Source organism: Pseudomonas sp. p21 (assembly GCF_001642705.1).
Taxonomy (GTDB): Bacteria; Pseudomonadota; Gammaproteobacteria; order Pseudomonadales; family Pseudomonadaceae; genus Aquipseudomonas.
This window is the reverse complement of sequence record NZ_LWBV01000008.1, coordinates 140,118-164,556: the sequence shown is the minus strand read 5'-3', so window position 1 is coordinate 164,556 and position 24,439 is coordinate 140,118. Positions and strand designations below refer to the sequence as shown.

General features: G+C 60.8%; 24 protein-coding genes and 2 tRNA genes. 19 read left to right on the top strand and 7 right to left on the bottom strand.

Annotated elements, in window-relative coordinates; translation table 11 throughout:
* Positions 1-114: 114 nt before the first annotated feature.
* Complete coding sequence (locus tag A4C63_RS21550) at positions 115-1,776, bottom strand: OFA family MFS transporter (RefSeq protein WP_063914494.1); 1,662 nt, start codon at positions 1,774-1,776, stop codon at positions 115-117.
* 284 nt (positions 1,777-2,060) lie between these two features.
* On the opposite strand from A4C63_RS21550, the gene A4C63_RS21545 reads away from it, so the two are divergent.
* The 7 genes from A4C63_RS21545 (at position 2,061) to ppk2 (ending at position 8,152) form a co-directional block, all read left to right on the top strand.
* Positions 2,061-4,307, top strand: coding sequence for an AsmA family protein (locus A4C63_RS21545; RefSeq protein WP_063914493.1), 2,247 nt, complete (start codon positions 2,061-2,063; stop codon positions 4,305-4,307).
* The gene (mutY, locus tag A4C63_RS21540) at positions 4,304-5,371 is read left to right on the top strand and encodes an A/G-specific adenine glycosylase (RefSeq protein WP_063914492.1); all 1,068 of its coding nucleotides are present in this window, start codon (positions 4,304-4,306) and stop codon (positions 5,369-5,371) included. The genes A4C63_RS21545 and mutY overlap by 4 nt, the downstream gene beginning before the upstream one ends.
* A complete protein-coding gene (locus A4C63_RS21535) occupies positions 5,368-5,640 on the top strand; it encodes an oxidative damage protection protein (protein WP_003257478.1) in 273 nt (90 codons plus the stop codon). Before mutY ends, A4C63_RS21535 begins: the two co-directional genes overlap by 4 nt.
* A 90-nt stretch (positions 5,641-5,730) precedes the next feature.
* A tRNA-Phe gene (locus tag A4C63_RS21530) sits at positions 5,731-5,806 on the top strand.
* Between the two features lie 215 nt (positions 5,807-6,021).
* The gene (locus tag A4C63_RS21525) at positions 6,022-6,744 is read left to right on the top strand and encodes a zeta toxin family protein (RefSeq protein WP_063914491.1); all 723 of its coding nucleotides are present in this window, start codon (positions 6,022-6,024) and stop codon (positions 6,742-6,744) included.
* A 3-nt stretch (positions 6,745-6,747) separates the two neighbouring features.
* Complete coding sequence (locus A4C63_RS26605) at positions 6,748-6,912, top strand: hypothetical protein (RefSeq protein WP_172827546.1); 165 nt, start codon at positions 6,748-6,750, stop codon at positions 6,910-6,912.
* Positions 6,913-7,171: 259 nt separating this feature from the next.
* Positions 7,172-8,152: a polyphosphate kinase 2 gene (ppk2, locus tag A4C63_RS21520; RefSeq protein ID WP_063914490.1), complete on the top strand. Its 981-nt coding sequence runs from the start codon at positions 7,172-7,174 to the stop codon at positions 8,150-8,152.
* A gap of 56 nt (positions 8,153-8,208) precedes the next feature.
* On the opposite strand, the gene A4C63_RS21515 is transcribed toward ppk2, so the two are convergent.
* On the bottom strand, positions 8,209-8,442 hold the full coding sequence (locus A4C63_RS21515) for a hypothetical protein (protein ID WP_063914489.1): 234 nt from the start codon (positions 8,440-8,442) through the stop codon (positions 8,209-8,211).
* Between the two features lie 239 nt (positions 8,443-8,681).
* Here A4C63_RS21515 and A4C63_RS21510 point away from each other — a divergent pair, with 239 nt between their 5' ends.
* The gene (locus A4C63_RS21510; protein ID WP_013970488.1) at positions 8,682-9,125 is read left to right on the top strand and encodes a hypothetical protein; all 444 of its coding nucleotides are present in this window, start codon (positions 8,682-8,684) and stop codon (positions 9,123-9,125) included.
* A gap of 179 nt (positions 9,126-9,304) precedes the next feature.
* Here the strand turns inward: A4C63_RS21510 and gabP are convergent, their stop codons facing one another.
* Positions 9,305-10,690: a GABA permease gene (gene gabP, locus A4C63_RS21505; protein WP_013970487.1), complete on the bottom strand. Its 1,386-nt coding sequence runs from the start codon at positions 10,688-10,690 to the stop codon at positions 9,305-9,307.
* Positions 10,691-11,354: 664 nt separating this feature from the next.
* Between gabP and A4C63_RS21500 the strand changes: the two genes are divergently transcribed.
* The 5 genes from A4C63_RS21500 to A4C63_RS21480 all read left to right on the top strand — a co-directional run bounded on the left by A4C63_RS21500 (position 11,355) and on the right by A4C63_RS21480 (position 15,665).
* Complete coding sequence (locus tag A4C63_RS21500) at positions 11,355-12,128, top strand: ABC transporter ATP-binding protein (RefSeq protein WP_003257472.1); 774 nt, start codon at positions 11,355-11,357, stop codon at positions 12,126-12,128.
* An 11-nt stretch (positions 12,129-12,139) separates the two neighbouring features.
* Positions 12,140-12,895 (top strand): ABC transporter substrate-binding protein, encoded by a 756-nt coding sequence (locus A4C63_RS21495; RefSeq protein ID WP_063914488.1) that lies wholly within the window; start codon positions 12,140-12,142, stop codon positions 12,893-12,895.
* A gap of 54 nt (positions 12,896-12,949) precedes the next feature.
* The gene (locus A4C63_RS21490; protein WP_063914487.1) at positions 12,950-13,642 is read left to right on the top strand and encodes an ABC transporter permease; all 693 of its coding nucleotides are present in this window, start codon (positions 12,950-12,952) and stop codon (positions 13,640-13,642) included.
* Positions 13,642-14,331 carry an ABC transporter permease gene (locus A4C63_RS21485; protein ID WP_063914486.1) on the top strand — a complete coding sequence of 230 codons (690 nt, stop codon included), beginning with the start codon at positions 13,642-13,644 and terminating at the stop codon, positions 14,329-14,331. The genes A4C63_RS21490 and A4C63_RS21485 overlap by 1 nt, the downstream gene beginning before the upstream one ends.
* A 128-nt stretch (positions 14,332-14,459) precedes the next feature.
* Positions 14,460-15,665, top strand: a complete 1,206-nt coding sequence (locus A4C63_RS21480) for a methyltransferase (RefSeq protein WP_063914485.1) — start codon at positions 14,460-14,462, stop codon at positions 15,663-15,665.
* Between the two features lie 351 nt (positions 15,666-16,016).
* On the opposite strand, the gene A4C63_RS21475 is transcribed toward A4C63_RS21480, so the two are convergent.
* Positions 16,017-16,307 carry a DUF3077 domain-containing protein gene (locus tag A4C63_RS21475; protein WP_003257466.1) on the bottom strand — a complete coding sequence of 97 codons (291 nt, stop codon included), beginning with the start codon at positions 16,305-16,307 and terminating at the stop codon, positions 16,017-16,019.
* Between the two features lie 570 nt (positions 16,308-16,877).
* On the opposite strand from A4C63_RS21475, the gene A4C63_RS21470 reads away from it, so the two are divergent.
* The 5 genes from A4C63_RS21470 (at position 16,878) to A4C63_RS21450 (ending at position 20,014) form a co-directional block, all read left to right on the top strand.
* On the top strand, positions 16,878-17,126 hold the full coding sequence (locus A4C63_RS21470; RefSeq protein ID WP_063914484.1) for a hypothetical protein: 249 nt from the start codon (positions 16,878-16,880) through the stop codon (positions 17,124-17,126).
* A gap of 98 nt (positions 17,127-17,224) precedes the next feature.
* Positions 17,225-17,300, top strand: a tRNA-Thr gene (locus tag A4C63_RS21465).
* 198 nt (positions 17,301-17,498) lie between these two features.
* Positions 17,499-18,080, top strand: coding sequence for a DUF6036 family nucleotidyltransferase (locus A4C63_RS21460; RefSeq protein ID WP_063914483.1), 582 nt, complete (start codon positions 17,499-17,501; stop codon positions 18,078-18,080).
* A complete protein-coding gene (locus A4C63_RS21455) occupies positions 18,055-18,687 on the top strand; it encodes a DUF3106 domain-containing protein (protein ID WP_256202962.1) in 633 nt (210 codons plus the stop codon). Before A4C63_RS21460 ends, A4C63_RS21455 begins: the two co-directional genes overlap by 26 nt.
* Before the next feature lie 295 nt (positions 18,688-18,982).
* Positions 18,983-20,014 carry a hypothetical protein gene (locus A4C63_RS21450; protein WP_172827545.1) on the top strand — a complete coding sequence of 344 codons (1,032 nt, stop codon included), beginning with the start codon at positions 18,983-18,985 and terminating at the stop codon, positions 20,012-20,014.
* A 430-nt stretch (positions 20,015-20,444) separates the two neighbouring features.
* Here A4C63_RS21450 and A4C63_RS21445 read toward each other — a convergent pair whose 3' ends face one another.
* Both A4C63_RS21445 and A4C63_RS21440 read right to left on the bottom strand, forming a co-directional pair.
* Positions 20,445-20,918 carry a type II toxin-antitoxin system HigA family antitoxin gene (locus A4C63_RS21445; RefSeq protein WP_063914481.1) on the bottom strand — a complete coding sequence of 158 codons (474 nt, stop codon included), beginning with the start codon at positions 20,916-20,918 and terminating at the stop codon, positions 20,445-20,447.
* Positions 20,919-20,964: 46 nt separating this feature from the next.
* Positions 20,965-21,318, bottom strand: coding sequence for a type II toxin-antitoxin system HigB family toxin (locus tag A4C63_RS21440; RefSeq protein WP_063914480.1), 354 nt, complete (start codon positions 21,316-21,318; stop codon positions 20,965-20,967).
* Between the two features lie 177 nt (positions 21,319-21,495).
* On the opposite strand from A4C63_RS21440, the gene A4C63_RS21435 reads away from it, so the two are divergent.
* Positions 21,496-21,702: a DUF3079 domain-containing protein gene (locus tag A4C63_RS21435; protein WP_063914479.1), complete on the top strand. Its 207-nt coding sequence runs from the start codon at positions 21,496-21,498 to the stop codon at positions 21,700-21,702.
* A gap of 431 nt (positions 21,703-22,133) precedes the next feature.
* On the opposite strand, the gene A4C63_RS21430 is transcribed toward A4C63_RS21435, so the two are convergent.
* On the bottom strand, positions 22,134-24,431 hold the full coding sequence (locus tag A4C63_RS21430; protein WP_063914478.1) for a TonB-dependent siderophore receptor: 2,298 nt from the start codon (positions 24,429-24,431) through the stop codon (positions 22,134-22,136).
* Positions 24,432-24,439: the final 8 nt, after the last annotated feature.

Sequence of the window (24,439 nt, the reverse complement as noted above, 5' to 3'; positions counted from 1 at the left end):
GGGTGATCTGGGGCTGCTTTGCAGCCCATCGCGACACAAGGCCGCTCCCACAGAGGCATGCGGTCACCTGTGGGAGCGGCCTTGAGTCGCGAAAGGGGCGCAAAGCGCCCCCAATCAATGGAACAGCACAGCCGTCTTCTGCAGGGTAATCCAAACACCCCAGGCCAACGGCACGACCACCACCGCCCAGGCCAGCAACACCAGCGGCAGGCTACCCGGCGCCGCCTTCCACTCCAGCGACCGCGCCCCGTCGGCACCTTTGTCATGGCTCAACGCCCGCTCGGCAGCCAGTTCGGCATCGCTCATGAAATGCTTGTCGGCCACCGGTCGCACCAGCATGTTGCAGACAAAGCCCAGCACCAGCAGGCTGGCGAGGATGTACAGGGTCATGTCATAAGCAGCTGCACGCTCCACCCCCGCCGCCAACTGGTACTCGCGCAGGTAGGTGATCAGCACCGGCCCCAGCACCCCCGCCGCCGCCCAGGCGGTCAGCAGGCGGCCATGAATGGCGCCGACCATCTGCGTGCCGAACAGGTCGGCCAGGTAGGCCGGTACCGTGGCGAAACCACCACCGTACATCGACAGGATGATGCAGAACGCCGCCACGAACAGCGCCACGTTACCCAGGTGCCCCATGTTCGGCACCAGGCTGTACAAGCCCACGCCCAGGGCAAAGAAGGCGAAATAGGTATTCTTGCGGCCGATGTAGTCGGAGAACGACGCCCAGAAGAACCGCCCGCCGATGTTGAACAGGCTCAGCAGGCCGGTGAAGCCGGCGGCGATCGCGGCAATCTGCGCCAGCTGGGTGCTGTTCAGCTCGCTGAAACTCAGCTCGTTGCCCAGCAACTTGCCGGCGAACACTTCCTGCAGCAATGGCGAAGCCATGCCGAGGATGCCGATACCCGCCGACACGTTCAGGCACAGCACCAACCAGATCAAGGCGAACTGCGGGGTCTTCCAGGCCACGCTGACATGCACGTGGCGGTCAGTGACCATGGTGTTGCCAGCCTTTTTCACCGGGGCGCTCCAGCCTTCAGGCTTCCAGCCGGTCGGCGGCACGCGATACGCCAGGGCACCGGCGATCATGAACACGAAGTAGATCGCCGCCATGGCGACGAAGCTCTGCCACACACCCACTTCCTGCGCATTGCCGAAGTGGCCCATCAGCGCGGTGGCCAGCGGCGCACCGACCATGGCCCCGCCGCCGAAGCCCATGATCGCCATACCGGTGGCCATGCCGCGCTTGTCCGGGAACCACTTGATCAGGGTCGACACTGGCGAGATGTAGCCCAGGCCCAGGCCGATACCGCCGATTACGCCGGAACCCAGCCACATCAGCCACAGCTGGTGGGTTTTCACGCCAAGGGCCGAAATCAGCATGCCGCCGCACCAGCACAGCGCCGACACCAGGCCGGCCTTGCGCGGGCCGGCGTGTTCCAGCCAACCACCCAGCACGGCCGCCGAGCAACCGAGGAAGACGAAGAACAGGGTGTAGATCCAGCTCAGCATGGAGATCGGCCAATCGCATTCGGCGCTGAACATACGGGCCATGAAGCCCATGTCCGCCGCGCAGGCGACCGGGGCGGTGATGCCGAGGGCTTGCGACAGTGGTAGCCAGAACACCGAGAAGCCATAGGCCATGCCGATGCACAGGTGAATGGCCAGGGCGGCGGGCGGGACCAGCCAGCGGTTGAAGCCCGGGCGGGCGATGATGCGCTCCTTCGACAGGAAGCCTGGCGCACTGGCCAGGGTCCCCGCCGCGACGGTACTACTCATAGGATTAGGTCCTTCTTATAGGGAGGGTGCAGGCAAAGCGGCGCAAGGGTAGCAGCACCAAGTAGCATGAAAGCAATCTGATATCGTTAATTTTTGCTCGGCTGAAACGGTCCTCTTTCTGAAGTCCACAGCTGATCGCGTACAGCAAAAATACTGTCGAAAGCCGTACCATCTGCTGTACGCGTAGGAAACACCCTGTATCTCTAGACGAATACGCAGGGGCAACGGCTGCGGCGCTATACTCTGGCGCTTGAATTTCAATAACGGACTACAAGGACTCGCCCATGAAAGCGTTCGGCAAAATCCTGGGACTTGGGCTTCTCGGGTTGCTGCTGATCATCGTGGCGCTGGGCTTCGCCCTGACCCACCTCTTCGATCCCAACGACTACAAAGACGAGATTCGCCAGCTGGCACGTGACAAGGCTCACGTCGAGCTGACCCTCAACGGTGACATTGGCTGGAGCCTGTTCCCGTGGCTGGGCCTGGAGTTGCACGAGGCGAGCATCGCCACCTTGAACAAACCCAAGGAGCCATTCGCCGACCTGCAAATGCTCGGCCTGTCGGTACGGGTGCTGCCACTGCTGCGCCGTGAAGTGCAGATGAGTGACGTGCGCGTCGAGGGCCTGAACCTGACCCTGGCCCGTGACGAACACGGCCATGGCAACTGGGAAGACATTGGCAAGCCGCTGCCCGCGCAAAACGGCGCCAGCGCCGATGCGCAGGCCAGTGCTCCAGCCCAGGCACCGACCGAACAGGCGTCGGCGCCGGCCGCCAGCAACGAACGCGCCGTCAAGCTGGACATCGACAGCCTGACCGTGAACAACGCCCGCGTGCAGTACACCGATGCCAAGACCGGCCAGAGCTACAGCGCCGAAAGCATCCAGCTGAGCACCGGCCCGGTCCACGAAGGGGCGAACATTCCGCTCAAGGCCAGCGCCTTCCTCAGTGCCAGCCAGCCGAACATCAAGGCCCGCACCGAACTGGCCGGCGAGCTGCGCTTCGACCGCAAGCTCAAGCGCTACAACTTCGAAGACATGCGCCTGTCGGGCGAAACCTCGGGTGAACCCACCGGCGGCAAGGCCGTGACCTTCGCCGCCCAGGGCCAGTTGCTGGTCGACCTGGCCGCCAATGTCGCCTCGTGGAGCGGCCTGAAAGTCTCGGCCAACCAGCTGCGCGCCCTGGGCGAACTGAACCTGCGTGACCTGGACAAGGCGCCACAGCTGAGCGGTGGCCTGTCCATCGCCCAGTTCGACCTGCGCACCTTCCTCGACAGCATCGGCCGCCCGCTGCCGGCCACCAACGACCCGGCGGCCTTCGCCAAGCTGGAGCTGGTCACCCGCCTGCAGGGCACGCCGAACAGCCTGGCCCTGGAAGACCTGGCGGTGAAGCTGGACGACAGCACCTTCAGTGGCCGCGTGGCCGTCGAAGACTTCGCCAGACAGGCCCTGCGCCTGCAGCTCAAAGGCGACACCTTCGACGCCGACCGCTACCTGCCGGCCAAGAGCGAAGAGGCCAAGGGCGCCACCGCCGCACGCCAGGCCGAAGTCAAGCAACAAGAGGCCAGCGCAGTCGCCGGTGCCGGCACCACGCCGCTGCCCAACGCCCCGACCCAGGTGGCCTGGAGCGACGACAAGCTGCTGCCGGTCGACCGCCTGCGCGCCCTCGACCTGCAGGCCGACCTGGCCTTCGGCTCGCTGACCCTGGACAAACTGCCGATCGAAGACGCCCAGCTCAAGGCCATCGGCCAGGGCGGCCTGCTGACCCTGCAAACCCTGCGCGGTGAGCTGTACAACGGCACCTTCGAGGCCAAGGGCACTGTCGATGTGCGCCCTGCCGTGCCGCAACTGGGTGTCAACACCAGCATCCAGCGGGTGCCGGTGGAACACTTCATAAAGACCGAGGGCAAGGAACAGACACCACCGGTCAAAGGCCTGCTGACCCTGACCAGCGACCTGACGGCCACCGGCAATAGCCAGAAGGCCCTGGTCGACACCCTCAACGGCAACGCCAACTTCGTCATCAACGACGGCGTGCTGGTCAATGCCAACCTGGAACAGCAACTGTGCCAGGCCATCGCCACGCTGAACCGCAAATCGCTCAACGGCGAGCCACGCGGCAAGGACACACCGTTCCAGGAACTGCGTGGCAGCCTGGTGGTGCGCAATGGCGTCGCCAACAACCCGGACCTCAAGGCGCGCATTCCGGGCCTGACCGTCAACGGCCATGGTGACCTCGACCTGCGCGTGCTGGGCATGGACTACAACGTTGGCGTGGTCGTCGAAGGCGACCAGCGCGCCATGCCGGACCCGGCCTGCCAGGTCAACGAACGCTATGTGGGTGTCGAAATACCGCTGCGCTGCCGCGGCCCGCTGGAGCTGGGCGCCAAGGCTTGCCGCCTGGACCAGAACGGCCTGGGCAAAGTAGCCGCCAAGCTGGCTGGCAACCGCCTGCAAGACAAGATCGATGAAAAACTCGGAGACAAAGTGAGCCCGGAAGTGAAAGACGCGCTCAAGGGGCTGTTCAAGCGATGAGCCCCGAGCAGTTCTCCAGCGCCGTGCTGGATTGGTATGACGAACACGGCCGGCACGACCTGCCCTGGCAACAGGGCATCACCCCGTACCGGGTGTGGGTGTCGGAAATCATGTTGCAGCAGACCCAGGTCAGCACCGTGCTCAACTACTTCGACCGTTTCATGCAGGCCCTGCCGACCGTGCAGGCCCTGGCCGAGGCGCCGGAGGACGAAGTGCTGCACCTGTGGACGGGCCTGGGCTACTACACCCGGGCGCGCAACCTGCAAAAGGCCGCGAAGATCGTGGTCGAACAGCATGGTGGTGAATTCCCGCGCAGTGTCGAGCAGCTCACCGAGCTGCCCGGCATCGGCCGCTCCACCGCCGGCGCCATCGCCAGCATCAGCATGGGCATCCGCGCACCGATCCTCGACGGCAACGTCAAGCGCGTGCTGGCCCGCTACACCGCCCAGGCCGGCTACCCCGGCGAGCCCAAGGTGGCCAACCAGCTGTGGGCCACGGCCGAACGCTTTACCCCGTTGCAGCGCGCCAACCACTACACCCAGGCGATGATGGACATGGGCGCCACGCTGTGCACCCGCAGCAAGCCCAGTTGCCTGATCTGCCCGCTGCAGCGCGGCTGCGAAGCGCACCTGCACGGTGAAGAAACCCGCTACCCCGAGCCCAAGCCGCGCAAGGCACTGCCGCAACGGCGCACACTGATGCCGCTGCTGGCCAACCAAGAAGGCGCCATCCTGCTTTACCGCCGCCCGTCCAGCGGCCTGTGGGGTGGTTTGTGGAGCCTGCCGGAGCTGGACGACATCGCCCAGCTCGACGACCTGGCCTACCAGCACGGCCTGCGCCTGGCTGACAGCCGCGCCATGGAAGGCCTGACCCATACCTTCAGCCACTTCCAACTGGCGATCGAACCCTGGCTGGTACGCGTCGACCCGGTCGGCCAGCACGTGGCCGAGGCCGACTGGCTCTGGTATAACCTCGCCACCCCGCCGCGCCTGGGCTTAGCCGCCCCGGTGAAAAAGCTGCTCAAACGCGCGGCCGACGAACTGATCGCAGGAGACGCCCGATGACCCGCACCGTGATGTGCCGCAAGTACAAAGAAGAACTGCCAGGCCTGGAGCGCCCGCCCTACCCCGGCGCCAAGGGCCAGGACATCTTCGAACACATCTCGCAGAAAGCCTGGGCCGACTGGCAGAAGCACCAGACCATGCTGATCAACGAAAAGCGCCTGAACATGATGAACGCCGAGGACCGCAAATTCCTCCAGGGCGAGATGGACAAGTTTTTCGCTGGCGAAGAATACGCCCAGGCGGAAGGCTACGTTCCACCCTCGGAATGACCCCACGGAACGTAAGCGACGGAATTAATTTAAAATTTTTTCAAAAAGTCGTTGACGAGCGGTCTGAAAGTCTATTTAATTCACCTCGTCGCCCAGATAGCTCAGTCGGTAGAGCAGAGGATTGAAAATCCTCGTGTCGGCGGTTCGACTCCGTCTCTGGGCACCACCTTCAAGCTTCTGGTGGTTGCAAAGTTACCCGAAGCGACAACAAGAAACCCGCCTAGTGCGGGTTTTTTGTTGTCTGTGGTTTTCTACCCGTTCCACCTCTCCGGCCAGCGCCCCCCCCCCTACTGCAACATACCGTCATGACAAGGCACTGGACTCCGTTACTACTCAAGCCGAGACTCCTCTCCCAAGCGGCCCGCTTGAAAGGAGAGGCAAATGGTTTTTACGGCAGAAGAGCAACAGCTATGGGACAGCGCGATAGCGTTTGCCAAAGGCAATAAGAAAGCGATCGCCAGAAAACTCACCTGCACTGATCGGTACCCGGCCGAGCAAGAGCCAGTGTCGGTTTTCATGTCTGGTTCACCCGGCGCAGGCAAGACGGAGGCTTCCATTGAGCTTCTGAACCTGTTCTCCGATCAGCCAATCCTTCGGATTGATCCTGACGAGCTGCGCAGTGAGTTTGCCGACTACCAAGGCGGAAACGCCTACCTCTTCCAAGGCGCGGTCTCCATCGTGGTAGAAAAAATCCTGGATTTCGCCCTCAAACAGCACCAGTCGTTCCTGCTTGATGGGACGCTGGCCAACCTGGATGTAGCACGGCGCAACATTGATCGCTCGCTACAGAAGGGGCGCTACGTTCAGATTCTCTACGTCTACCAGAATCCGCAGCTGGCATGGGAGTTCGTGAAGGCCCGGGAGCAAGCTGAAGGACGACGGATTCTGGTCGACCATTTCGTCGAACAGTATTTCGCCGCTCGTGACGTGGTGAATACCCTTAAGCTAGAGTATGGCAAAGAGGTCCACGTTGACCTACTGTTGAAGCACATTGATAACTCGAACCGCCTTTACAAGGCAGGCGTTGACAAAATCGACTACCACATTCCCGAGCGTTTCACCCGCGAACAACTGAAGGCGACGCTTGAGAACCCCCAGGAGTGAAGCATGAGCCTCTTCAAGTCCACACCCGAGAAGGTAAAAAGCCCCTTCGCGGAGTTCATTCGCAATGCCAAGTCCGACGAGAAGAAACGCGTGTATAACACTGTGCTCGTTGAAGCCACAAAACGCCAGAAAGCAGTCATGCTCGAGGCTGCTGCCAAATCTGCGTAAGGCCTGTGCTCAATGGCTGCTGGGCTGCATCAACCCTGCGGCCACCTCAAGGGCCTATAAAGGGCCCGTTGAAGCACACCATCTTCCGCCAGCTGTCATACCCCTTATTTTCACTCCCTCCTCATCTGCCTCCAGATCAATGAACCGCAGGCAGAAATGGCTCATTCAGGCAACCTAAGTTGACCAACATCAAAACGCTATCAATCGCTCATCCTTAAGATGCCAGGTGGACATTCGACCTGACCTCGCAAGGACCTCCATGAGCGAAGAATCCCCCCTCCTGCTCCCCGCCCCCAGCGAGCCCGCCATTACCACAGCCCGCACGCGCCGCCCCCGCCAGCGCAAGCCGGAGCCGACCATCACCAGCATCAGCCAGCAACCTGCGGCACTGCAAGTCGCCACCGCCCCCAAGGGCAGCAACGAAGACAGCACCTCGGCCCGCCTGCCGGCCAGCTACCCCTACCGCACCCGCATGCGTCGCCAGGACTACGAAAAGGCCAAGCACGCGCTGCAGATCGAGTTGCTGAAGGTACAGAGCTGGGTGAAGGAAACCGGCCAGCGGGTGGTGATCCTGTTCGAAGGGCGCGATGCCGCAGGCAAGGGCGGCACCATCAAACGTTTCATGGAACACCTCAACCCTCGCGGTGCTCGCATCGTTGCCCTGGAAAAACCTTCCGAGCAGGAAAAAGGCCAGTGGTACTTCCAGCGCTACATCCAGCACCTGCCCACGGCGGGTGAAATGGTGTTCTTCGACCGCTCCTGGTACAACCGCGCCGGGGTCGAGAAGGTGATGGATTTCTGCACGCCGCTGCAGTACCTGGAATTCATGCGCCAGGCCCCGGACCTGGAGCGGATGCTGTGCAACAGCGGCATCCTGCTGTTCAAGTACTGGTTCTCGGTGAACCGCGAAGAGCAGCTGCGCCGCTTCATCTCGCGCCGCGACGACCCGCTCAAGCACTGGAAGCTGTCGCCAATCGACATCAAGTCGCTGGACAAGTGGGACGACTACACCGCTGCCAAGGAGGCGATGTTCTTCCATACCGACACGGCCGATGCGCCATGGACGGTGATCAAGTCCGATGACAAGAAGCGTGCGCGGATCAATTGCATCCGGCATTTCCTGCACGCGCTGGACTACCCGGACAAGGACCCTCAGGTGGCACATGCACCCGACCCTCTGCTGGTAGGCCGGGCTTCACGCGGGTTCGAAGAAGACGAGGCACCCCAGCCAGCAGCCTGAAAACTCGACCCGCCTTCGACAGACACCGCAGCCCGAAGACGGGCTGCGGGCGAATCTTATTCGTCCTGCATGGAACGAAGATGCTCGAAGGCATCCTCGGTCATTTCGCCCAGATAGGAAACTCCGTGCAGGTTAAGTTCGAACTCACTGTCCTCTTTGCCTTTTTGAACAATCGCCTCAAGGTCAGCCTTGGTGATTGACTGCAGGTTGCATTTGGCGAACCCCGTCGAATAGAAAAGCTCACCCTCCCCGTCATAGCCGTACAGGGTCACAAGATAGTAGTGCTTCATCGCTCTCTCCTTCAGCGCAACTGTGCGCATTTGCAAACGCCGATTTGGCGCAATGTCGAGCTGCCACCCGAACATGGGTGACAGCGGGAGAGACGTTACGCAGGCCGGGTAGCAGGCATAATCAGGAGGCATGTCCATGACAGAACGCCCCAGCCTGCGTTGCCTCGGCACACGACTTGGGTTTCTCGGGCAATTGCGCTTCAATACGCGCACTTTCAGACACACCCAAGGATTGCCCCATGGCCACCCCTACCAAGCAACAGAAACGCGCCAAGCGCGCCGCCAGCAAGGCCAAGCAGAACCGCATGGTACGCAGCGGCCAGGCAGTCAAGGCCAGTGCCGGCGACAGCGCCAGCATCGAGCAGGTGTACAACAAGGCCATGGAGTCGGGCAGCTACGACCCGCTGTTCAAGAAAATGAAGGAAGCCCAGGAAGGCGGCCTGGTGCCGATGATCTCGGTGTTCCTGGTGGACCCGCTGCTGGCCCTGGTGCTCAAAGGGCACAAGGAAGAACACGCCACCGACTACATCGTGCTGGTGTTCAACGCCTACCGCAAATGGCTGGATGGGGCCGACGAAGAAGCCACCATGGCCTGGCTGGAAAGCGATGAGTTCCAGGCAGCCTACGTGGCGGCTTCCGAGCTGGTTGCCAAGCAGCAACAGCAGCAGAAGCAGTTTGGCTGACAGGGCCATGTGACCTGCCCCGCCCATTCGCGGGTAAACCCGCTGCCACAGGGATATCACCGCAATTGAGATATGTGGTGTACCTGTAGGAGCGGGTTTACCCGCGAAGAGGCCGGTACAGGCAATAAAAAGGCCGCGCCCTTCACAGGACGCGGCCTTTTCATTTCAGCCAGCGCGGATCAGTTATCCAGCGCCACCCGCCCGGCAGCTTCACGCTTGCGGTGCACCAGCAAGCCAGCCGCCACCACACCAATGCTCAGCAGTGCGGTCGCGATGATTTCGGCGCGGTGGTCCTCACGCAGCGCCATCACCACCAGAATGGCAATGATGAAGGCAATGGTCGCCCAGGTCAGGCCCGGGAACAGCCACATCTTGAAGGTGATCTTCTCGCCGCGGGCTTCACGCTGGGCGCGCATGCGCAGCTGCGATACGGCAATCACCAGGTACACCAGCAGCGCAATGGCACCAGAGCTGGCCAGCAGGAACTCGAATACCTGGGCCGGGGCCACGAAGTTGGCGAACACGCAGAGGAACGCCGCTGCGGTGGACAGCAGTACCGCCACGTGCGGGGTCGCCGACTTGGTGGTGCGCTGGGCAATGGCCGGGGCGTCACCACGCTTGCTCAGCGAGAACAGCATGCGCGACGAGGTGTACAGCGCCGAGTTCAGGCAGCTGGTCACGGCGATCAGCACGACGATGTCGACGATCAGCTTGGCATTCGGCACGCCAATGCGGCTCAGTACGGTCTGGTAGGAACCGGTCTCGGCCAGGGCCGGGTCGTTCCACGGTACCAGGGCCACGACCAGGAAGATCGACACCAGGTAGAACAGGCAGATACGCCAGATCACCGAGTTGGTGGCGCGGCTGATCTGCTTGCCCGGGTCCTTCGACTCGGCGGCGGCGATGGTAACGATTTCGGTACCCATGAACGAGAACATGGTGGTCAGCATGGCTGCCAGCACCGCGCCCAGGCCGTTAGGCATGAAGCCCTGGGTGTCGAACAGGTGGCTGGCACCGCTTACCTGGCTGCTCGGCACAAAGCCGAACAAGGCAGCACAACCCACAGCGATGAAACCGATGATTGCCAGCACCTTGAGCAGGGCGAACCAGAACTCGAACTCGCCGTAGTTCTTCACGCTGCACAGGTTGGTCAGGGTCAGCGCCAGGGTGATGACCAGGGAGAACGCCCACAGGTCAACCGCAGGGAACCAGGCATGCAGAATGGCCGCGGCGGCGTTGGCCTCCAGCGGAATGACCAGCACCCAGAACCACCAGTACAGCCAGCCAATGGTGAAACCGGCCCAGCGCCCGATGGCGCGGTCGGCATATGTAGAAAACGACCCGGTGTCAGGCGAGGCGACCGCCATTTCACCCAACATGCGCATGACCAGCACGACCAGCGTACCGGCGGCAGCATAGGCTAGCAGCACGGCAGGGCCGGCAGCAGCGATGGCGTGGCCGGAGCCAACGAACAGACCGGCACCGATGACGCCAGCGATGGACAGCATGGTCACATGCCGTTGTTTGAGCCCCTGAGCGAGGTCATTGGAATTGTTACCGCTCATTAAAACTACCTTTGTAAGGAGTGGACCACGCCGACTGCGGTTACGGAGCGCGCCTGGGGTTGACCTGGGCGTCGCTGCAATCGGCGGTTTCCTACAGGCAATAAGCGCGCCATGTGCTGAATACATTCGTCAGAAAAGTCGGCGGGCCTTTTAGTACGCGGTTTGGAGGGCTTTCGGCCAGTGGCTGACCGAAAGGCCGCCAAATCATCGGATTACTGAAATACCCACTTACAAATGCACCAAAGGTGCTCCCAGGTAACACCTGTGCACCACTGCAATGCCAAAAAGTGCAACCTACAGGTACAACCTCAAGACCTGACCGCCCCCGTTCGCGGGCACGCCCGCTCTCACAGGTCAGGTGCAACCATTTGGGCTTTTTAAAGAACCCGTGGGAGCGGGCGTGCCCGCGAAAGGTCTAAAACCGCTTCCATGAGCGGGCCAAAGCTGGCACCATCGCGCCTTTTTTCATCAAGGCTCTGGTGCTGGGCGACACCTTCGCGGACATCCGCGCGACGTTGCGCTGCAACGATGCGACAAACTGCCCCACCAGCGCCCCGAGTGCCCAGCGACCCTGTTGGCCGTGATAATGCCGCTATGCTAGCTTGGCGCACGCCAGGAAGGCCGCCAACAGCTGGGAACGCACCCGTACACATGAGGACCGCACATGGCTCAGGCCACGCCCGCGCTGGAAATCCGCAATCTGCACAAACGCTACGGCGAGCAGGAAATTCTCAAGGGCATTTCGCTGACCGCGCGCGACGGTGACGTGATCTCCATACTGGGGTCGTCCGGCTCCGGCAAGTCCACCCTGCTGCGCTGCATCAACCTGCTCGAGAACCCGCACCAGGGCGAAATCCTGGTCGCCGGTGAAGCCCTCAAGCTCAAGGCCGCCAAGAATGGCGACCTGGTCGCCGCCGACAACCGCCAGATCAACCGCCTGCGCAGCGAGATCGGCTTCGTCTTCCAGAACTTCAACCTGTGGCCGCACATGTCGATCCTCGACAACATCATCGAGGCGCCACGCCGCGTGCTCGGCCAGAGCAAGGCCGAGGCCATCGAAGCCGCCGAAGCCCTGCTGAACAAGGTCGGCATCTACGACAAGCGCCACAGCTACCCCGCCCAGCTTTCCGGTGGCCAGCAACAGCGCGCCGCCATTGCCCGTACCCTGGCCATGAAGCCCAAGGTCATCCTGTTCGACGAGCCAACTTCGGCGCTCGACCCGGAAATGGTCCAGGAAGTGCTAAACGTTATCCGCGCATTGGCCGAAGAAGGCCGTACCATGCTGCTGGTGACGCACGAGATGAGCTTTGCCCGCCATGTGTCCAGTGAAGTCGTCTTCCTGCACCAAGGCCTGGTCGAAGAGCAGGGATCGCCGCAGCAGGTCTTCGAAAACCCGACCTCGGCGCGTTGCAAGCAATTCATGTCCAGCCACCGCTAACGGAGCAATACATGCACACTTACAAGAAGTTCCTCCTGGCAACTGCTGCCACGCTGGTAATGTCGGCCAACGCCCTGGCCGCAGAAAAACTGCGCATGGGTATCGAAGCCGCCTACCCACCGTTCAACAACAAGGATGCCAGCGGTAACGTGGTCGGCTTCGACAAAGACATCGGCGACGCCCTGTGCGCCAAGATGAAAGTCGAGTGCTCGGTCGTCACCTCCGACTGGGACGGCATCATCCCGGCCCTGAACGCCAAGAAGTTCGACTTCCTGGTGTCGTCGCTGTCGATCACCGACGAGCGCAAGCAGGCGGTGGACTTCACCGAGCCGTACTACTCCAACAAGCTGCAGTTCATCGCGCCGAAAAACGCCGACTTCAAGACCGACAAGGCCTCGCTCAAGGGCAAGGTGATCGGCACCCAGCGCGCCACCCTGGCTGGCACCTGGCTGGAAGACAACTACGGTGACGACGTAGAGATCAAGCTGTACGACACCCAGGAAAACGCCTACCTCGACCTGGTTTCCGGCCGCATCGACGGCATCCTGGCCGACAAGTACGTGCAGTACGAGTGGCTGAAGAGCAAAGACGGCTCGAACTTCGAGTTCAAGGGCGAGCCGGTGATGGACAGCGACAAGATCGGCATTGCCGTGCGCAAGGGTGACACCAAGCTGCGCGACGACCTGAACAAGGCCCTGGCAGAAATCAAGGCCGACGGCACGTACAAGAAGATCAACGACAAGTACTTCCCGTTCAGCATCGAATGATCCGCCCCGACCGGCGCGCCCTTGCGGCGCGCCAGTCCCTAGAATGACCTGCCCATGAATATCGACCTGCACGGATTCGGTCCGGCCATGATGGCCGGCACCCTGATGACCGTAAAACTGGCGCTTTGCGCCTTGCTGCTGGGCCTGGTGCTGGGCCTGCTCGGCGCCCTGGCCAAGACTTCCTCGATCAAGCCGCTGCAATGGCTTGGCGGCTTCTACTCGACCCTGGTTCGCGGCGTGCCCGAACTGCTCTGGGTACTGCTTATCTATTTCGGCACCGTCGGGCTGATGAACGCCCTCGGCGAAGCCCTGAACCTGCCGGGCCTGGAGCTCAGCGCCTTCGCTGCGGGCGTGATTGCCCTGGGCCTGTGCTTTGGCGCCTATGCCACCGAAGTGTTCCGTGGCGCGATCCTGGCAATCCCCAAGGGCCACCGTGAAGCCGGCCTGGCGCTGGGCCTGTCCAAGGGCCGCATCCTGTCGCGGATCATCCTGCCGCAGATGTGGCGCATAGCTCTGCCCGGCCTTGGCAACCTGTTCATGATCCTGATGAAGGACACCGCCCTGGTTTCGGTGATCGGCCTGGAAGAAATCATGCGCCATGCTCAAATCGGCGTGACCGTGACCAAAGAGCCGTTCACCTTCTACATGGTCGCGGCCTGCATCTACCTGAGCCTGACCATCATTGCCATGACCGGCATGCACTTCATGGAAAAACGCGCCGCTCGCGGCTTTGCGAGGGCCGAATAATGAATTGGGAAGTCATCATCAAATGGCTGCCACGCCTGGCCCAGGGTGCGACCCTGACCCTGGAGCTGGTGGCCATCGCAGTGGTTGCCGGGTTGATCCTGGCCATCCCGCTGGGCATCGCCCGCTCCTCGCGCCACTGGTACGTGCGCGCCGTGCCGTTCAGCTACATCTTCTTCTTCCGTGGCACGCCGCTGCTGGTGCAGCTGTTCCTGGTCTACTACGGCCTGGCGCAGTTCGACATGGTGCGTTCGAGTTCGCTGTGGCCGTACCTGCGCGACCCGTTCTGGTGCACCGTGCTGACCATGACCCTGCATACCGCCGCCTACATCGCCGAGATCCTGCGCGGCGCGCTGCAGGCGATCCCCAAGGGCGAGATCGAGGCGGCACGGGCGTTGGGCATGTCGCGGGGCAAGACGCTGTTCTACATCATGCTGCCACGCGCCGCGCGCATCGGCCTGCCGGCGTACAGCAACGAAGTGATCCTGATGCTCAAGGCCAGCGCCCTGGCCAGTACCGTGACCCTGCTGGAACTGACCGGCATGGCCCGTACCATCATTGCCCGCACTTACCTACCGGTAGAAATCTTCTTTGCCGCCGGGGTGTTCTACCTGGTGATCTCGTTCGTACTGGTGCAAGGCTTCAAGCTGCTGGAGCGCTGGTTGCGCGTGGATGCCTGCCAGGGCCGCTGATACCTCACTGACTGCTTCGCGGGCACGCCCGCTCCCACAGGTGTAGCGCCAACCTTGAATGTGGCGCTATACCTGTGGGAGCGGGCGTGCCCGCGAAGAGGCCCTCGAACCCACCACACATCCTTGCCATGCCCAACCACCTCCACAGCCCCCACCTAAGCACCCGCTTCCAGGCCCTCGACCAGTTCCTGATCGAGCACCAGCAGCTGTGGAAACCCCGCCCCTTCACCACCCTGCAACTGGCCTGGGAAGCCGCCCACCCCGAACTTGCCGCCCACCTGCGCCAATGCTCCCTGGCAGACGCCGAAACCGATAACACCGCTGCCCCATTGCCTGCCCCGTTCCCGCAACTGGCCCAGCAAGCCCAACAGCTTTCGGCCCTCGGCAACCTCCCGGCGACCGATCTACCCACCGCCGCGCACCGCCTCGACGTCGCCGTCCCCGGCCGCAAATGGCAGCAGATCGAAGCCTTCGCCAGCCACCTGGCCTTCCGTGAACAGCCCCGCCACTGGCTGGACTGGTGCTCCGGCAAAGGCCACCTGGGCCGCCGCCTGCTGCAACCCGGCCAGCAGCTGACCTGCCTGGAGTACGACACCGAGCTGGTCGCCGCCGGCCAGGCCCTGAGCGCGCACCACCATTTGCCGGCGCAACATGTGCACCAGGATGTGATGGCCGATGACAGCGCCCGCCACCTGGCTGGCGACAAAAGCGTGGTCGCCCTGCACGCCTGTGGCGACCTGCATGTGCACCTGATGCAACTGGCCAGCCAGCAAGGCTGCCGACAGCTGGCCGTGGCCCCTTGCTGCTACAACCGCATCGCGGCGCAGCAGTACCAGGCGTTATCCACAGCCGCCCAAGCCTCCAGCCTGCGGCTGTCACTGGACGACCTGGGCCTGCCCCTGAGCGAAACCGTTACCGCCGGCGCCCGCGTGCGGCGCCAGCGCGACACCTCGATGGCCCGGCGCCTGGGCTTCGACCTGCTGCAGCGCCAGCAACGCCAGACCGATGAGTACCTGCCGACACCGTCACTACCCGTAGCCTGGCTGGAGAAGCCCTTCGATCAGTACTGCCGCGACCTGGCCGAACTCAAGCAATTGCAGCTGACTGGCAACCCGGACTGGGCAGCCCTGGAAGCCGCCGGCTGGCAGCGCCTGGCCGAGGTCCGCAACCTGGAGCGCGTGCGCAACCTGTTCCGCCGGCCGCTGGAGCTGTGGTTGGTACTCGATCGCGCCCTGTTCCTCGAAGAACAAGGCTACAACGTGCGCCTTGGCCTGTTCTGCGACTATCCACTTACCCCGCGCAACCTGCTTATCCTCGCCGAACGCGACTGTTAGCCGCAGCACAACCTGTGGATAACTCTGTGAACAAGCTTGTGATTACCTGTTGGATCCAAGCGCTATTTCAAGCGCTTGGCTTATTCCGGCTTGCCCGTCAAGGCCAGTAAAAACAGGCGTTTGCGCAAAGACAGGCGGTGTAGCGCTCCGGCATGCCTTTCGCGCAAGTCGCCGATGCCACTTGTGCATAAACATTTCTTGTGGTTGGCGCAAGCATTGTTTGCGGAGCCTTTGTGAGTTCTTTTTCTTGCTCAAAAATCTGCAGGTTTGCGCAATTCCTGTGGGAGCGGGCGTGCCCGCGAACCCGGGCGAAGCCCGTGCCATGCAATGCCGTGCCCACTCCCACACCTTTCAATGCGCCTTGTTCTTGGCAATCTCGATATCGTTCATCAACGCCTTGGCCATGTCGCACAGATAATCGGCGGCACCCAGAAATTTATGGTCATCCTCCATATCCCCCTCGCGCACCAGGTGCTTGATGTAGCCCATCAGGATCGAGACATGTTCGTAGGCAGCATCGACTGGGACACCGGGCTCGACGCGTAGCAGATTGAGGGATGGGTTGCCGGCTGCGAGGAAAGTTTCCACGCCTGCGGTGGTGATTGGCTTGGGGCTGCGGGGATCTGTATCGATCGTTTTCAATTTTCAAACTCCTATATTCCTCAAGGAGTTACCGCCTTCATTCTTTCTCACGGAATAAAGGGCGGCAACCGTGCACGGGGTGAGAAACCGAGTGAATATAGGAAGCCTCGGCCAGACCGAAGTCTGCCCGCGCACGGTCGCCATTACGGGGCCGCTAAATTCGTAATCGGGTTCTCACACCCGGTCGCCAGAGCGACCCGAAAACGGTATCCGTGAGCCACTTCCCCGACAACAGCGATACTTCGGCGGCGCGCGTAGGATAGTTCCGAAGCATCCAAACCCTGAAGCCATTAGCTCCCAAGTTCAGAATCTTCGTACAGCTGACGGCCCTTTCGCGGGCGCGCCCGCTCCCACAAGTACTACACAGTTTCCAGGCTTGTGGAGATCCTGTGGGAGCGGGCAAGCCCGCGAATAGGCCATCACAAGCAACACAAAGCTAATGCCCGACCACCGCAACGGTGTATCATCCGCCCCCCAAATCATTAAAAAGTGACGTCGCGCGCTGCCCGCCAGCCCCGCGACCTTCTGGCGTTGCGCCAGAACCGACATGGACTAACGGACCCGACCATCGTGACCCAGACCAAGCCCCTCGCCCTGCTGACCCTCACCCTGGCCCTGACCGGCTGCGCCAGCGGCACCGCTCCCCACCCCAACAGCAGCCTGGGCTGGAACCACCCCGGCATGCAGCTGGGCGGCGACAACGGCCTGCCCCTGCGCACCGAAAGCCCCTGCCGCAAGCGCGGCTGCGACAATGACAAGCTGTTCTTCAACCCGGGCAAAACCGAGCCAAGCGTCACCACCATTCACCGTGGCTGGTAGGAAAATTCTTCTTTTAGGTCGGTGACTTAGGTCATTTGCGAACATTCGCAACGAAGTGGTTTACAGGCGCCAACCGATCGTTATAATGACGCCCCATTGCCGGTATAGCTCAGATGGTAGAGCAACTGACTTGTAATCAGTAGGTCCCGGGTTCGATTCCTGGTGCCGGCACCATACGCAGTATCAAAAAAGGCTCACCGAAAGGTGGGCCTTTTTTGTTTTCGCCGCAGGTCCTCACCGAAATCGTCGGTGCTAACAGGCGCTGAAGGCATGCGCTACAGCCAGGGCTTTTTTGCAAAGCGATGTTTCAACGAAACAACTCTGGCGCCATCCGTGAGTAAAGTGCCCTGCCAACCTCAGGAGCCCTGCCTCATGCTGCACCTGCAAACCCCTTTGGCGCAGGCCGTGCGCCAGCTCTTCGACAGAGCCTTGCCTCTACTGGCTGGGCGGTGTTCGGGAACAGTCAAGATCTATGTCTTTGGCGGGTGCGCCTTGCACCTGCTGACGAATGCCCGGGGCAGTGCGGATATCGATGCGGAGATTCAGGCCAGCGAACACCTGCTCAGGGACGAGATCAAGGCAGTTTATGCCGCGCCGGAAGACTACGAGCAGGATGGTCAGGACCTGTCCGTGGTGTTCGACCAGCAATTCAATAACTCGCTATGCCCCTTGCATGAAGACTACGATGCGCGGGCAATCCTCCTTCCCGGCCAGGAGTGTTCTCCTTTACAGGTTTTCATAGCTCACCCGATCGACCTCGCCATTTCAAAACTCGGGAGATTCACCGAACGCGACCAGGATGACATCAATCTGCTTATCAGGTCAGGCAAGCTGAATCTCAAGGAATTTGATAGGCTTGCCAAGGAGGCAATCGACTATTACCCCTGTGATAGAAGCACCGTAACCAGCTGCCTGAGGTTGATTCTCGATGAAGCGCGAGAGTGGGGCCAGTAATACCAGTGAGGCGATGACTGTGCCCTCGAATACGGCGCATGGGGCCCAGCATTGCGACACCTCCCCGCTCGATTACTCGCTAGAAAAACTCTGGGCGCTTGTTTCCTCTGAGATGCCTCCCTCTGATCAACATGCCCGTCAGGCACTCGATCACCTGGTCGTTCAAGCTACAAAAACCTCGCTGGACAAGCTCGACAAGGCCGTTGCCGAGACTTTCGCTCTCCTCTTCTGGTACAGAAACGAGGATATGCGTGAAGCGCTGGAAAATCGTTTGAACATGCCAAGGCTCGCCCCCGTAAGGAAGCGGCGCCTGATGTATCTGGTTGACCGGCTTCGCCGTTTTCCATGCATGAAGCCGGAACAAGCCGAGCAGATGAAGAAGCTGGTCACCCGCTGGAAGGATCTGTCTCAAGATCTGAATGGAAAACTGGTAGAAAAGGCGCAAGCGGTAAACCGTTACGACAAGGTTGCTGCTACGTGGGGCGTGGCTGAGCCCGTATCCAGTCTGATGAACATGGTGCTAGAACTGCAAACCCGGCACTTTGTAGATGCCCATCATCTGCCGAACGGCTACGCCCAGTTGGCAACGCGTTCCCCTCACCACTGATCCGGTAATGTTGGGTCAGTTGAGGTTTGTAGTGTCACGCCTAACCGTTCCTCTCAGCAACCTCAAATGCCGTACGGCGAAACCTCGCGGACGCGCCTACAAGCTGTTTGACGGTGGCGACATTTCGCAAGCACCCGGTGGCTAAATCTTGCTTCACTGAGAGGTAGACGATTCTCCAAAACCACCTCATCCCTCAAAACCTGGCGTGCCCCCTTTTGCGATGCTAGCCTTTCGGCATCACTTACCGAGGGCGAATATTTTGCTGAACATCTATGGAAGGATAACCACAATCGTCGTGACCATCGGATTTTCCGGAATTGCGCACTCTTATCAGATCAACCCTCAAGCAGATAAATACTGGAAAGGCTCCAACATATCAGGAAAGGTATACTGGCCTCTGCATGAAGAGCTCACCTATCGAGCTCGGGAATGTGAAGAGGGACAGACCGGATCAGCACTACTTGTCATCAAGTGCTCCACCGATACCCCGTCCCCCGGCGCAAACCCAAAAGGCAACAAGCAGGACTCGCTGATTAGAGGTGTTTGGTGGAATGACGATCCAAACCAACTCTTATTTGGATGGGGTTACCGCCATGCCAAATGGAGTGCATGGATGCGCGATGGCAACCTGATCGCCAAAACCGGAAGAAACTATAAAGGAAAAGATGCCAAGATCACCCAAAACTATTACATGCAGTATCGTTCACACTATGGTGACCTTCAGTTTCTTCATGCAATGGCCAGTTCGGACAACCAGCCTGCGGCAGTAACTCAGGCCGACATTCTTTCGTGGGCAGAATTTGCATACTTGGTTGCTACTGGCCGGATTGACGCAGAAACAAAATTCAAAGATGTGGAGACAACAGACTTTCAAAAGCACTTCAGTCACCAGCAGGGTTGGACAATAAACTATCTTTTCGCTCCCACCTATCGTCTTTCGGAGCGTAAATACACCTCGCAAATGGCATTGGGTTCGCTACTCCATGTGATTCAGGATTCTTACTCCCGCGGGCATACTCTTCGCGATTTCAGTCCGTCGACCGCTTGCCCGTCAGGACGTGTTATTCAGTTTTATTCATATACTCACCAAGATACCGACCAACACCATCAGACTGACAAGCTTGCCTCCTGGAAAGCCCAAGGACTTACGGCGCCACAAGATCCGGTTACTGCGAGCGCCAACGTAATTCGATTCGCGAATAAGCGAGCGGAGTGGGCGGTAGTAAAAGATTATCTTCAGAATGTCGTATTTTGCACCGACAGTGATGCAATCGCTTCAGGTCCGGGTGAATATGCTGTTAGGAAAGGGGATCACGTGGCCAATTAAGCAGACTGAAGCGGCGCTTATTTGGTGACAAAGTCAATTCTTTGGGGCGGCTTTGCCGCTCATGGCCAAGCATGGCTGGCTCCTACGGTTACAGAACTCACCTGCATCTCCAGAAGAAATTATTGAGCTTGCGAATTCTAAGTGAAGGGGAAACAGGATCCCGCAGCAGACATCCTCTCGCACAGCATCAATCAAAAGAGTCTAAAAATTCCCGACTCGATTCCACATAAAGCCATAACTAGCTGATTTTTATAGGTACCCTATGAGGTGCGTCAAAAAATCCACCAAATTCCAATCCCGAAAAAATCGGGACCTCACGGCCTACAACCGTTCGTCTGGTGCCGCACCATACGCAGTATCAAAAAAGGCTCACCGAAAGGTGAGCCTTTTTTGCCTTCTGTGTCCCGCGATCCCAGCAACCCTACCGATTTCAAACCACCCCATGCATGAAAAACTCGACCGGTACGCTGAAAAACTCAGCAAAGCCCTTTATCTGGGCAACCGTCATCTTCCGCTTGTTGTTCAAAATCTCTGAAACCGCGCTCTGAGTTGCTATAGAGGCAAGGTCCTTCTGCTTCACGCCTCTGTCCAACAGCAGGAAGGCCAACGCTTCGGCCTGGCTCGCAAACGGCACGAGTACCGACTCACTCTCATACTCGTAGACACGATCCGCCACCATCTCTGCAAAGCGCGCTGCTGCGTGACCTTCGCTGTCGGCATGCGAGTAGAGCTCATCGATCAATGCCATCCGCGCCTGGAGCTCAGCATCGTCCTTGATGGGGTCATGGCAGGCAGCAAGAAGCTGGGCCATGGTTGCCATCTGGGCGTTCAGGCCATCCAGCATGGGTGAAATATTGGCGATGAAGGCATCTAGTCCATTCGCTTCGATTTTATCCCGCTTCATGGTTGTCACCTGTCGAATCGGTAGGTTTTGGGCAAGTGCCAGGCGGCTACCTGACATCGCTCTTGCACCACTTGTCGTACTCCGCGTGCGACAGAATGGCCTTGATATAGAGGGTGCCCGTTCGTGTGTTGAGCCATGCGATCAGACGGCATTCGTTTTTCTTGATATCGAACACATAGACATCAAGCGGCCCTTTTCGGCTGGCGGGCCTGAGTTTTGAACAAGGAATGCGGTCAACGTTCCAGCCAGAGGCGGTAGACCACGTGTCCCTTAGCTGCTCAAAAGACTCGAAGCGCAGCGTCGCCCTATCAAAGGTCGTGAGCCACAGGCTCAGGGGGGCTTTCCACTGGGCGTGAGCTTCGATGGCTTTGGTAACCGCCGCTTTCGTTATCACTCGCATCGTGTTGTCTCGGCGTACCAAGGTGCCTACAAATTATTCCGGATCCAGATATCTGTCAACCAGATATCTGGATCCGGAATATGCGCTCTGCTGAGGTTCACCGGGATATTGATGTCGATCAAGCTGAATAGCGGGCCGAGGTATAGGTTGGGGACATAGTTCAGAGGGAAGCTGACCATGGCCAAGAAATTCCCCACAAACCCCAGCCACCCGGAGCGCATCTGCTGGGGCTGCGACCTGTACTGCCCGGCCAAGTCATTGGCCTGTGGCAATGGCGCGAGTCGGACCATGCACCCGGTGGAACTGTTTGGTGAGGATTGGGACAGTTTCGAGGACCGGCTGGAGAAGCCGATTGATCGCGAGCAAGGGACTGGGCCCAGGTGAAAGGGGGTCGCTTTGCGGCCCATCGCCGGCAAGCCGGGCTCTCATTGAGCTGCACATAACTCATTGAATTAGCAGGGGCCATGTGGGAGCGGCTTTAGCCGCGAACACCGGCGCAGCCGGTGCCATACACCGCGTTGGATTCTTCGCGGCTAAAGCCGCTCCCACAGGGGACGCGGATTGCTTGCAATTTCAGTTATCTACGCGACAGCGCAGCCCAAAGGGCTGGGCCATCTACCACAGGTACAGCGCATGGTTTGAGCCTGGCGCCGACCCAGCGAATCAGGTGCCGCGGTGGATGGCACGGGCTTCGCCCGTGTTCGCGGGCGCGCCCGCTCCCACAGGGATCGCGCCACCTGTTAGTTGCTCCCAAAGTACCTGTGGGAGCCCGGCTTGCCGGCGATGGGCTGCGCAGCAGCCCCAGGTGCGGTTGATCAGAACGCCGTGCTGACCGTCAGCGACAGGTTGCGTGGGTCGCCGTAGATTGCCCCGGCATAGAACCCGTAGCGGGTGTAGTAGTGCTTGTCGAACAGGTTGTTGGCGTTGAGGCTGACGCTGGTGTCGTCGGTCAGCTGGTACTTGGCCATGGCATTCCAGATGGCATAACCGGACCAGTTCACGTCAGTGGCACCGTTGCTCACACCATTGCTCGGCTGGCCTGCCGGGCTGGAGATTGCGCGGATGTTGCTCTGCGCAGTCACCCCGGCGCCCAGTGTCAGGCGGTCGAGCGGGCCGGAAAGGCGGTAGGTGGTCGAGGCCTTGAACAGGTGTGACGGGTCGCTGCGGCCGTCGCTGTCGACGCGGCGGAAGTGCAGGTAGGTGTAGCCAGCGTACAGGTTCCAGCTGGGGGTCAGGGCGCCGGCGACTTCCAGGTCGATACCGTCGGTTTCCTGGCCGGAACCGGCCTTGTAGGCATCGCCACCGGTGGGGGTGGTGAGGTCGCCGTCGAGCACTGCCTTGTTTTCCTGCTTGGTGCGGAAGTACGCCGCCGAGGCGTTCAGGCGGCCATCGAACCACTCCCCCTTGATACCCGTCTCGTAGCTTTGCCCGCGAATCGGCTCGACCTTGCTGCCGCTGCTGGTTTCAGCGGTTTGCGGGGTGAAGATGTCGGTGTAGCTGGCGTACAGCGAGTAGTTGTCGTTGAGGTCGTACACGGCGCCCAGGTACGGGGTGACGATGCCATTCTCTTCCTGGCTGGTACGTGCGCCAGCCACGCTGCGGGTGGTGGCTGAGTAGTTGCTGGTGCGCACGCCAAGGATGACCGACAGCGGGTCGGTGATGCTCAGGCGGGTTGCCGCGTACATGCCCTGCAGGCGGGTGGTGGTCTTGCTGTGGCGACCGGTGCGCGAGGCGATGATGTTGTAGTCGTCATCCACACCATTGCGCCAGTCGGTCAGCGGGAAGCCGTTGTTGGCGCGGAACTGGCAACCCAGCGCAGGCGCACTGGCCATGCCGTCGCCGACCATGGTGCAGGTGTATTCCGGCGACCAGGCCACGGTGCGGCTGTCGTTGTAGCCGACCATCGCCTGGTGGCTACGGCCGAACAGCTGGAACGGGCCGGACAGGTCGATCTGCGCCGACTGCTGGGTGGTGTCGGTGGAGCTGTGCAGGCCGTTGAGCACGGCACCGCTGCCATCCTGGTCCCAGTAGCCGCCGTAGCTGCCACGGCCCGCCGAGTTGACCTTGGCCAGGCCGCGGTGGTTGAGGGTTTCGGCGGTGCTCTGGGCGGCTTTCAGGTCCAGGGTCCAGTCGTTGTCGAAGCGGTGCTCCAGCGAGCCGAACGCGGTGCGGGTGGTGTACTCGCCAAAGCTCCAGCTAGGTACCACGTTGGTGCTGCGCGGCAGGTCGGTCTTGCTGCCATCACGGTACCAGATCGGGATGTTCGCTCCCCAGCCACCGCCAACAATCTTGTTGTACTCGTACTGGTAGCCGGCACCGAGGGTGGTGGCGTCGTCCAGGTCGAACTCGAAGTTGGCCAGCGCAGCGCGGGAGCGTTCGGACTGGTTGTCGCGGAATGAATTGGCGTCCTGCTGGGTCATCACGAAGCGCGAACGCAGGCGGCCGTCTTCGGACAGCGGCAGGTTGAGGTCGGCGCCCAGGCGGCGCTTGTCCCAGCTGCCATAGGTGGCATAGGCGCTACCGCCGAACGTCCTGGTCGGTGCCTTGCGGATCAGGTTGACGGTGGCCGACGGATCGCCGGTGCCGCCCAGCAGGCCGTTGGCACCGCGCACGATGTCGATGCGCTCGTACAGGTCCATGTTCAGCGCGTTGCCACCACCACTGAAGTCGGAGCCGCCCTGGAACTGCAGGCCATCGACCTTCCAGTTGCTGATCGAATAACCACGGGCACGGTAGTCGGTACGCCCGCCCACTTCGGACTTGCTCGCGGTCACCCCCGGGGTGGTTTCCAGCGCTTGCTCGATGGTGTGGATGTCGCGGTCGTCCATCTGCTGGCGGGTAATAGTGGTGACCGACTGCGGTGTCTGCCGCGGCGTCAGGGCCAGGCCGGTGGAGCTGCGGGTGCTTTCGACCGTGTAACCCAGCTGGCCGACTTCGTCGGCGGGCAGCAGGGCGCTGTCTTCGATCTGGGTGGCGTCCAGCTCCAGGGGTTTGCTGTCGGCAGCCATCGCGCCACCACTGACGGCTACGGCGATGAACAAGGCCAGCGGTTTGAGGCAAATGCCGTCTCGGCTGATGGAAGGGAAGGCGTTCGGGGTGCTCTCGGCGTTCATTTGGGAAG

Excerpts from the sequence above, each read along its gene's own strand:
- A4C63_RS21550 (WP_063914494.1), bottom strand. The coding sequence starts at position 1,776 with ATGAGTAGTACCGTCGCGGCGGGGACCCTGGCCAGTGCGCCAGGCTTC.
- A4C63_RS21545 (WP_063914493.1), top strand. The coding sequence starts at position 2,061 with ATGAAAGCGTTCGGCAAAATCCTGGGACTTGGGCTTCTCGGGTTGCTG.
- mutY (WP_063914492.1), top strand. The coding sequence starts at position 4,304 with ATGAGCCCCGAGCAGTTCTCCAGCGCCGTGCTGGATTGGTATGACGAA.
- A4C63_RS21535 (WP_003257478.1), top strand. The coding sequence starts at position 5,368 with ATGACCCGCACCGTGATGTGCCGCAAGTACAAAGAAGAACTGCCAGGC.
- A4C63_RS21525 (WP_063914491.1), top strand. The coding sequence starts at position 6,022 with ATGGTTTTTACGGCAGAAGAGCAACAGCTATGGGACAGCGCGATAGCG.
- A4C63_RS26605 (WP_172827546.1), top strand. The coding sequence starts at position 6,748 with ATGAGCCTCTTCAAGTCCACACCCGAGAAGGTAAAAAGCCCCTTCGCG.
- ppk2 (WP_063914490.1), top strand. The coding sequence starts at position 7,172 with ATGAGCGAAGAATCCCCCCTCCTGCTCCCCGCCCCCAGCGAGCCCGCC.
- A4C63_RS21515 (WP_063914489.1), bottom strand. The coding sequence starts at position 8,442 with ATGAAGCACTACTATCTTGTGACCCTGTACGGCTATGACGGGGAGGGT.
- A4C63_RS21510 (WP_013970488.1), top strand. The coding sequence starts at position 8,682 with ATGGCCACCCCTACCAAGCAACAGAAACGCGCCAAGCGCGCCGCCAGC.
- gabP (WP_013970487.1), bottom strand. The coding sequence starts at position 10,690 with ATGAGCGGTAACAATTCCAATGACCTCGCTCAGGGGCTCAAACAACGG.
- A4C63_RS21500 (WP_003257472.1), top strand. The coding sequence starts at position 11,355 with ATGGCTCAGGCCACGCCCGCGCTGGAAATCCGCAATCTGCACAAACGC.
- A4C63_RS21495 (WP_063914488.1), top strand. The coding sequence starts at position 12,140 with ATGCACACTTACAAGAAGTTCCTCCTGGCAACTGCTGCCACGCTGGTA.
- A4C63_RS21490 (WP_063914487.1), top strand. The coding sequence starts at position 12,950 with ATGAATATCGACCTGCACGGATTCGGTCCGGCCATGATGGCCGGCACC.
- A4C63_RS21485 (WP_063914486.1), top strand. The coding sequence starts at position 13,642 with ATGAATTGGGAAGTCATCATCAAATGGCTGCCACGCCTGGCCCAGGGT.
- A4C63_RS21480 (WP_063914485.1), top strand. The coding sequence starts at position 14,460 with ATGCCCAACCACCTCCACAGCCCCCACCTAAGCACCCGCTTCCAGGCC.
- A4C63_RS21460 (WP_063914483.1), top strand. The coding sequence starts at position 17,499 with ATGCTGCACCTGCAAACCCCTTTGGCGCAGGCCGTGCGCCAGCTCTTC.
- A4C63_RS21455 (WP_256202962.1), top strand. The coding sequence starts at position 18,055 with ATGAAGCGCGAGAGTGGGGCCAGTAATACCAGTGAGGCGATGACTGTG.
- A4C63_RS21445 (WP_063914481.1), bottom strand. The coding sequence starts at position 20,918 with ATGAAGCGGGATAAAATCGAAGCGAATGGACTAGATGCCTTCATCGCC.
- A4C63_RS21440 (WP_063914480.1), bottom strand. The coding sequence starts at position 21,318 with ATGCGAGTGATAACGAAAGCGGCGGTTACCAAAGCCATCGAAGCTCAC.
- A4C63_RS21435 (WP_063914479.1), top strand. The coding sequence starts at position 21,496 with ATGGCCAAGAAATTCCCCACAAACCCCAGCCACCCGGAGCGCATCTGC.
- A4C63_RS21430 (WP_063914478.1), bottom strand. The coding sequence starts at position 24,431 with ATGAACGCCGAGAGCACCCCGAACGCCTTCCCTTCCATCAGCCGAGAC.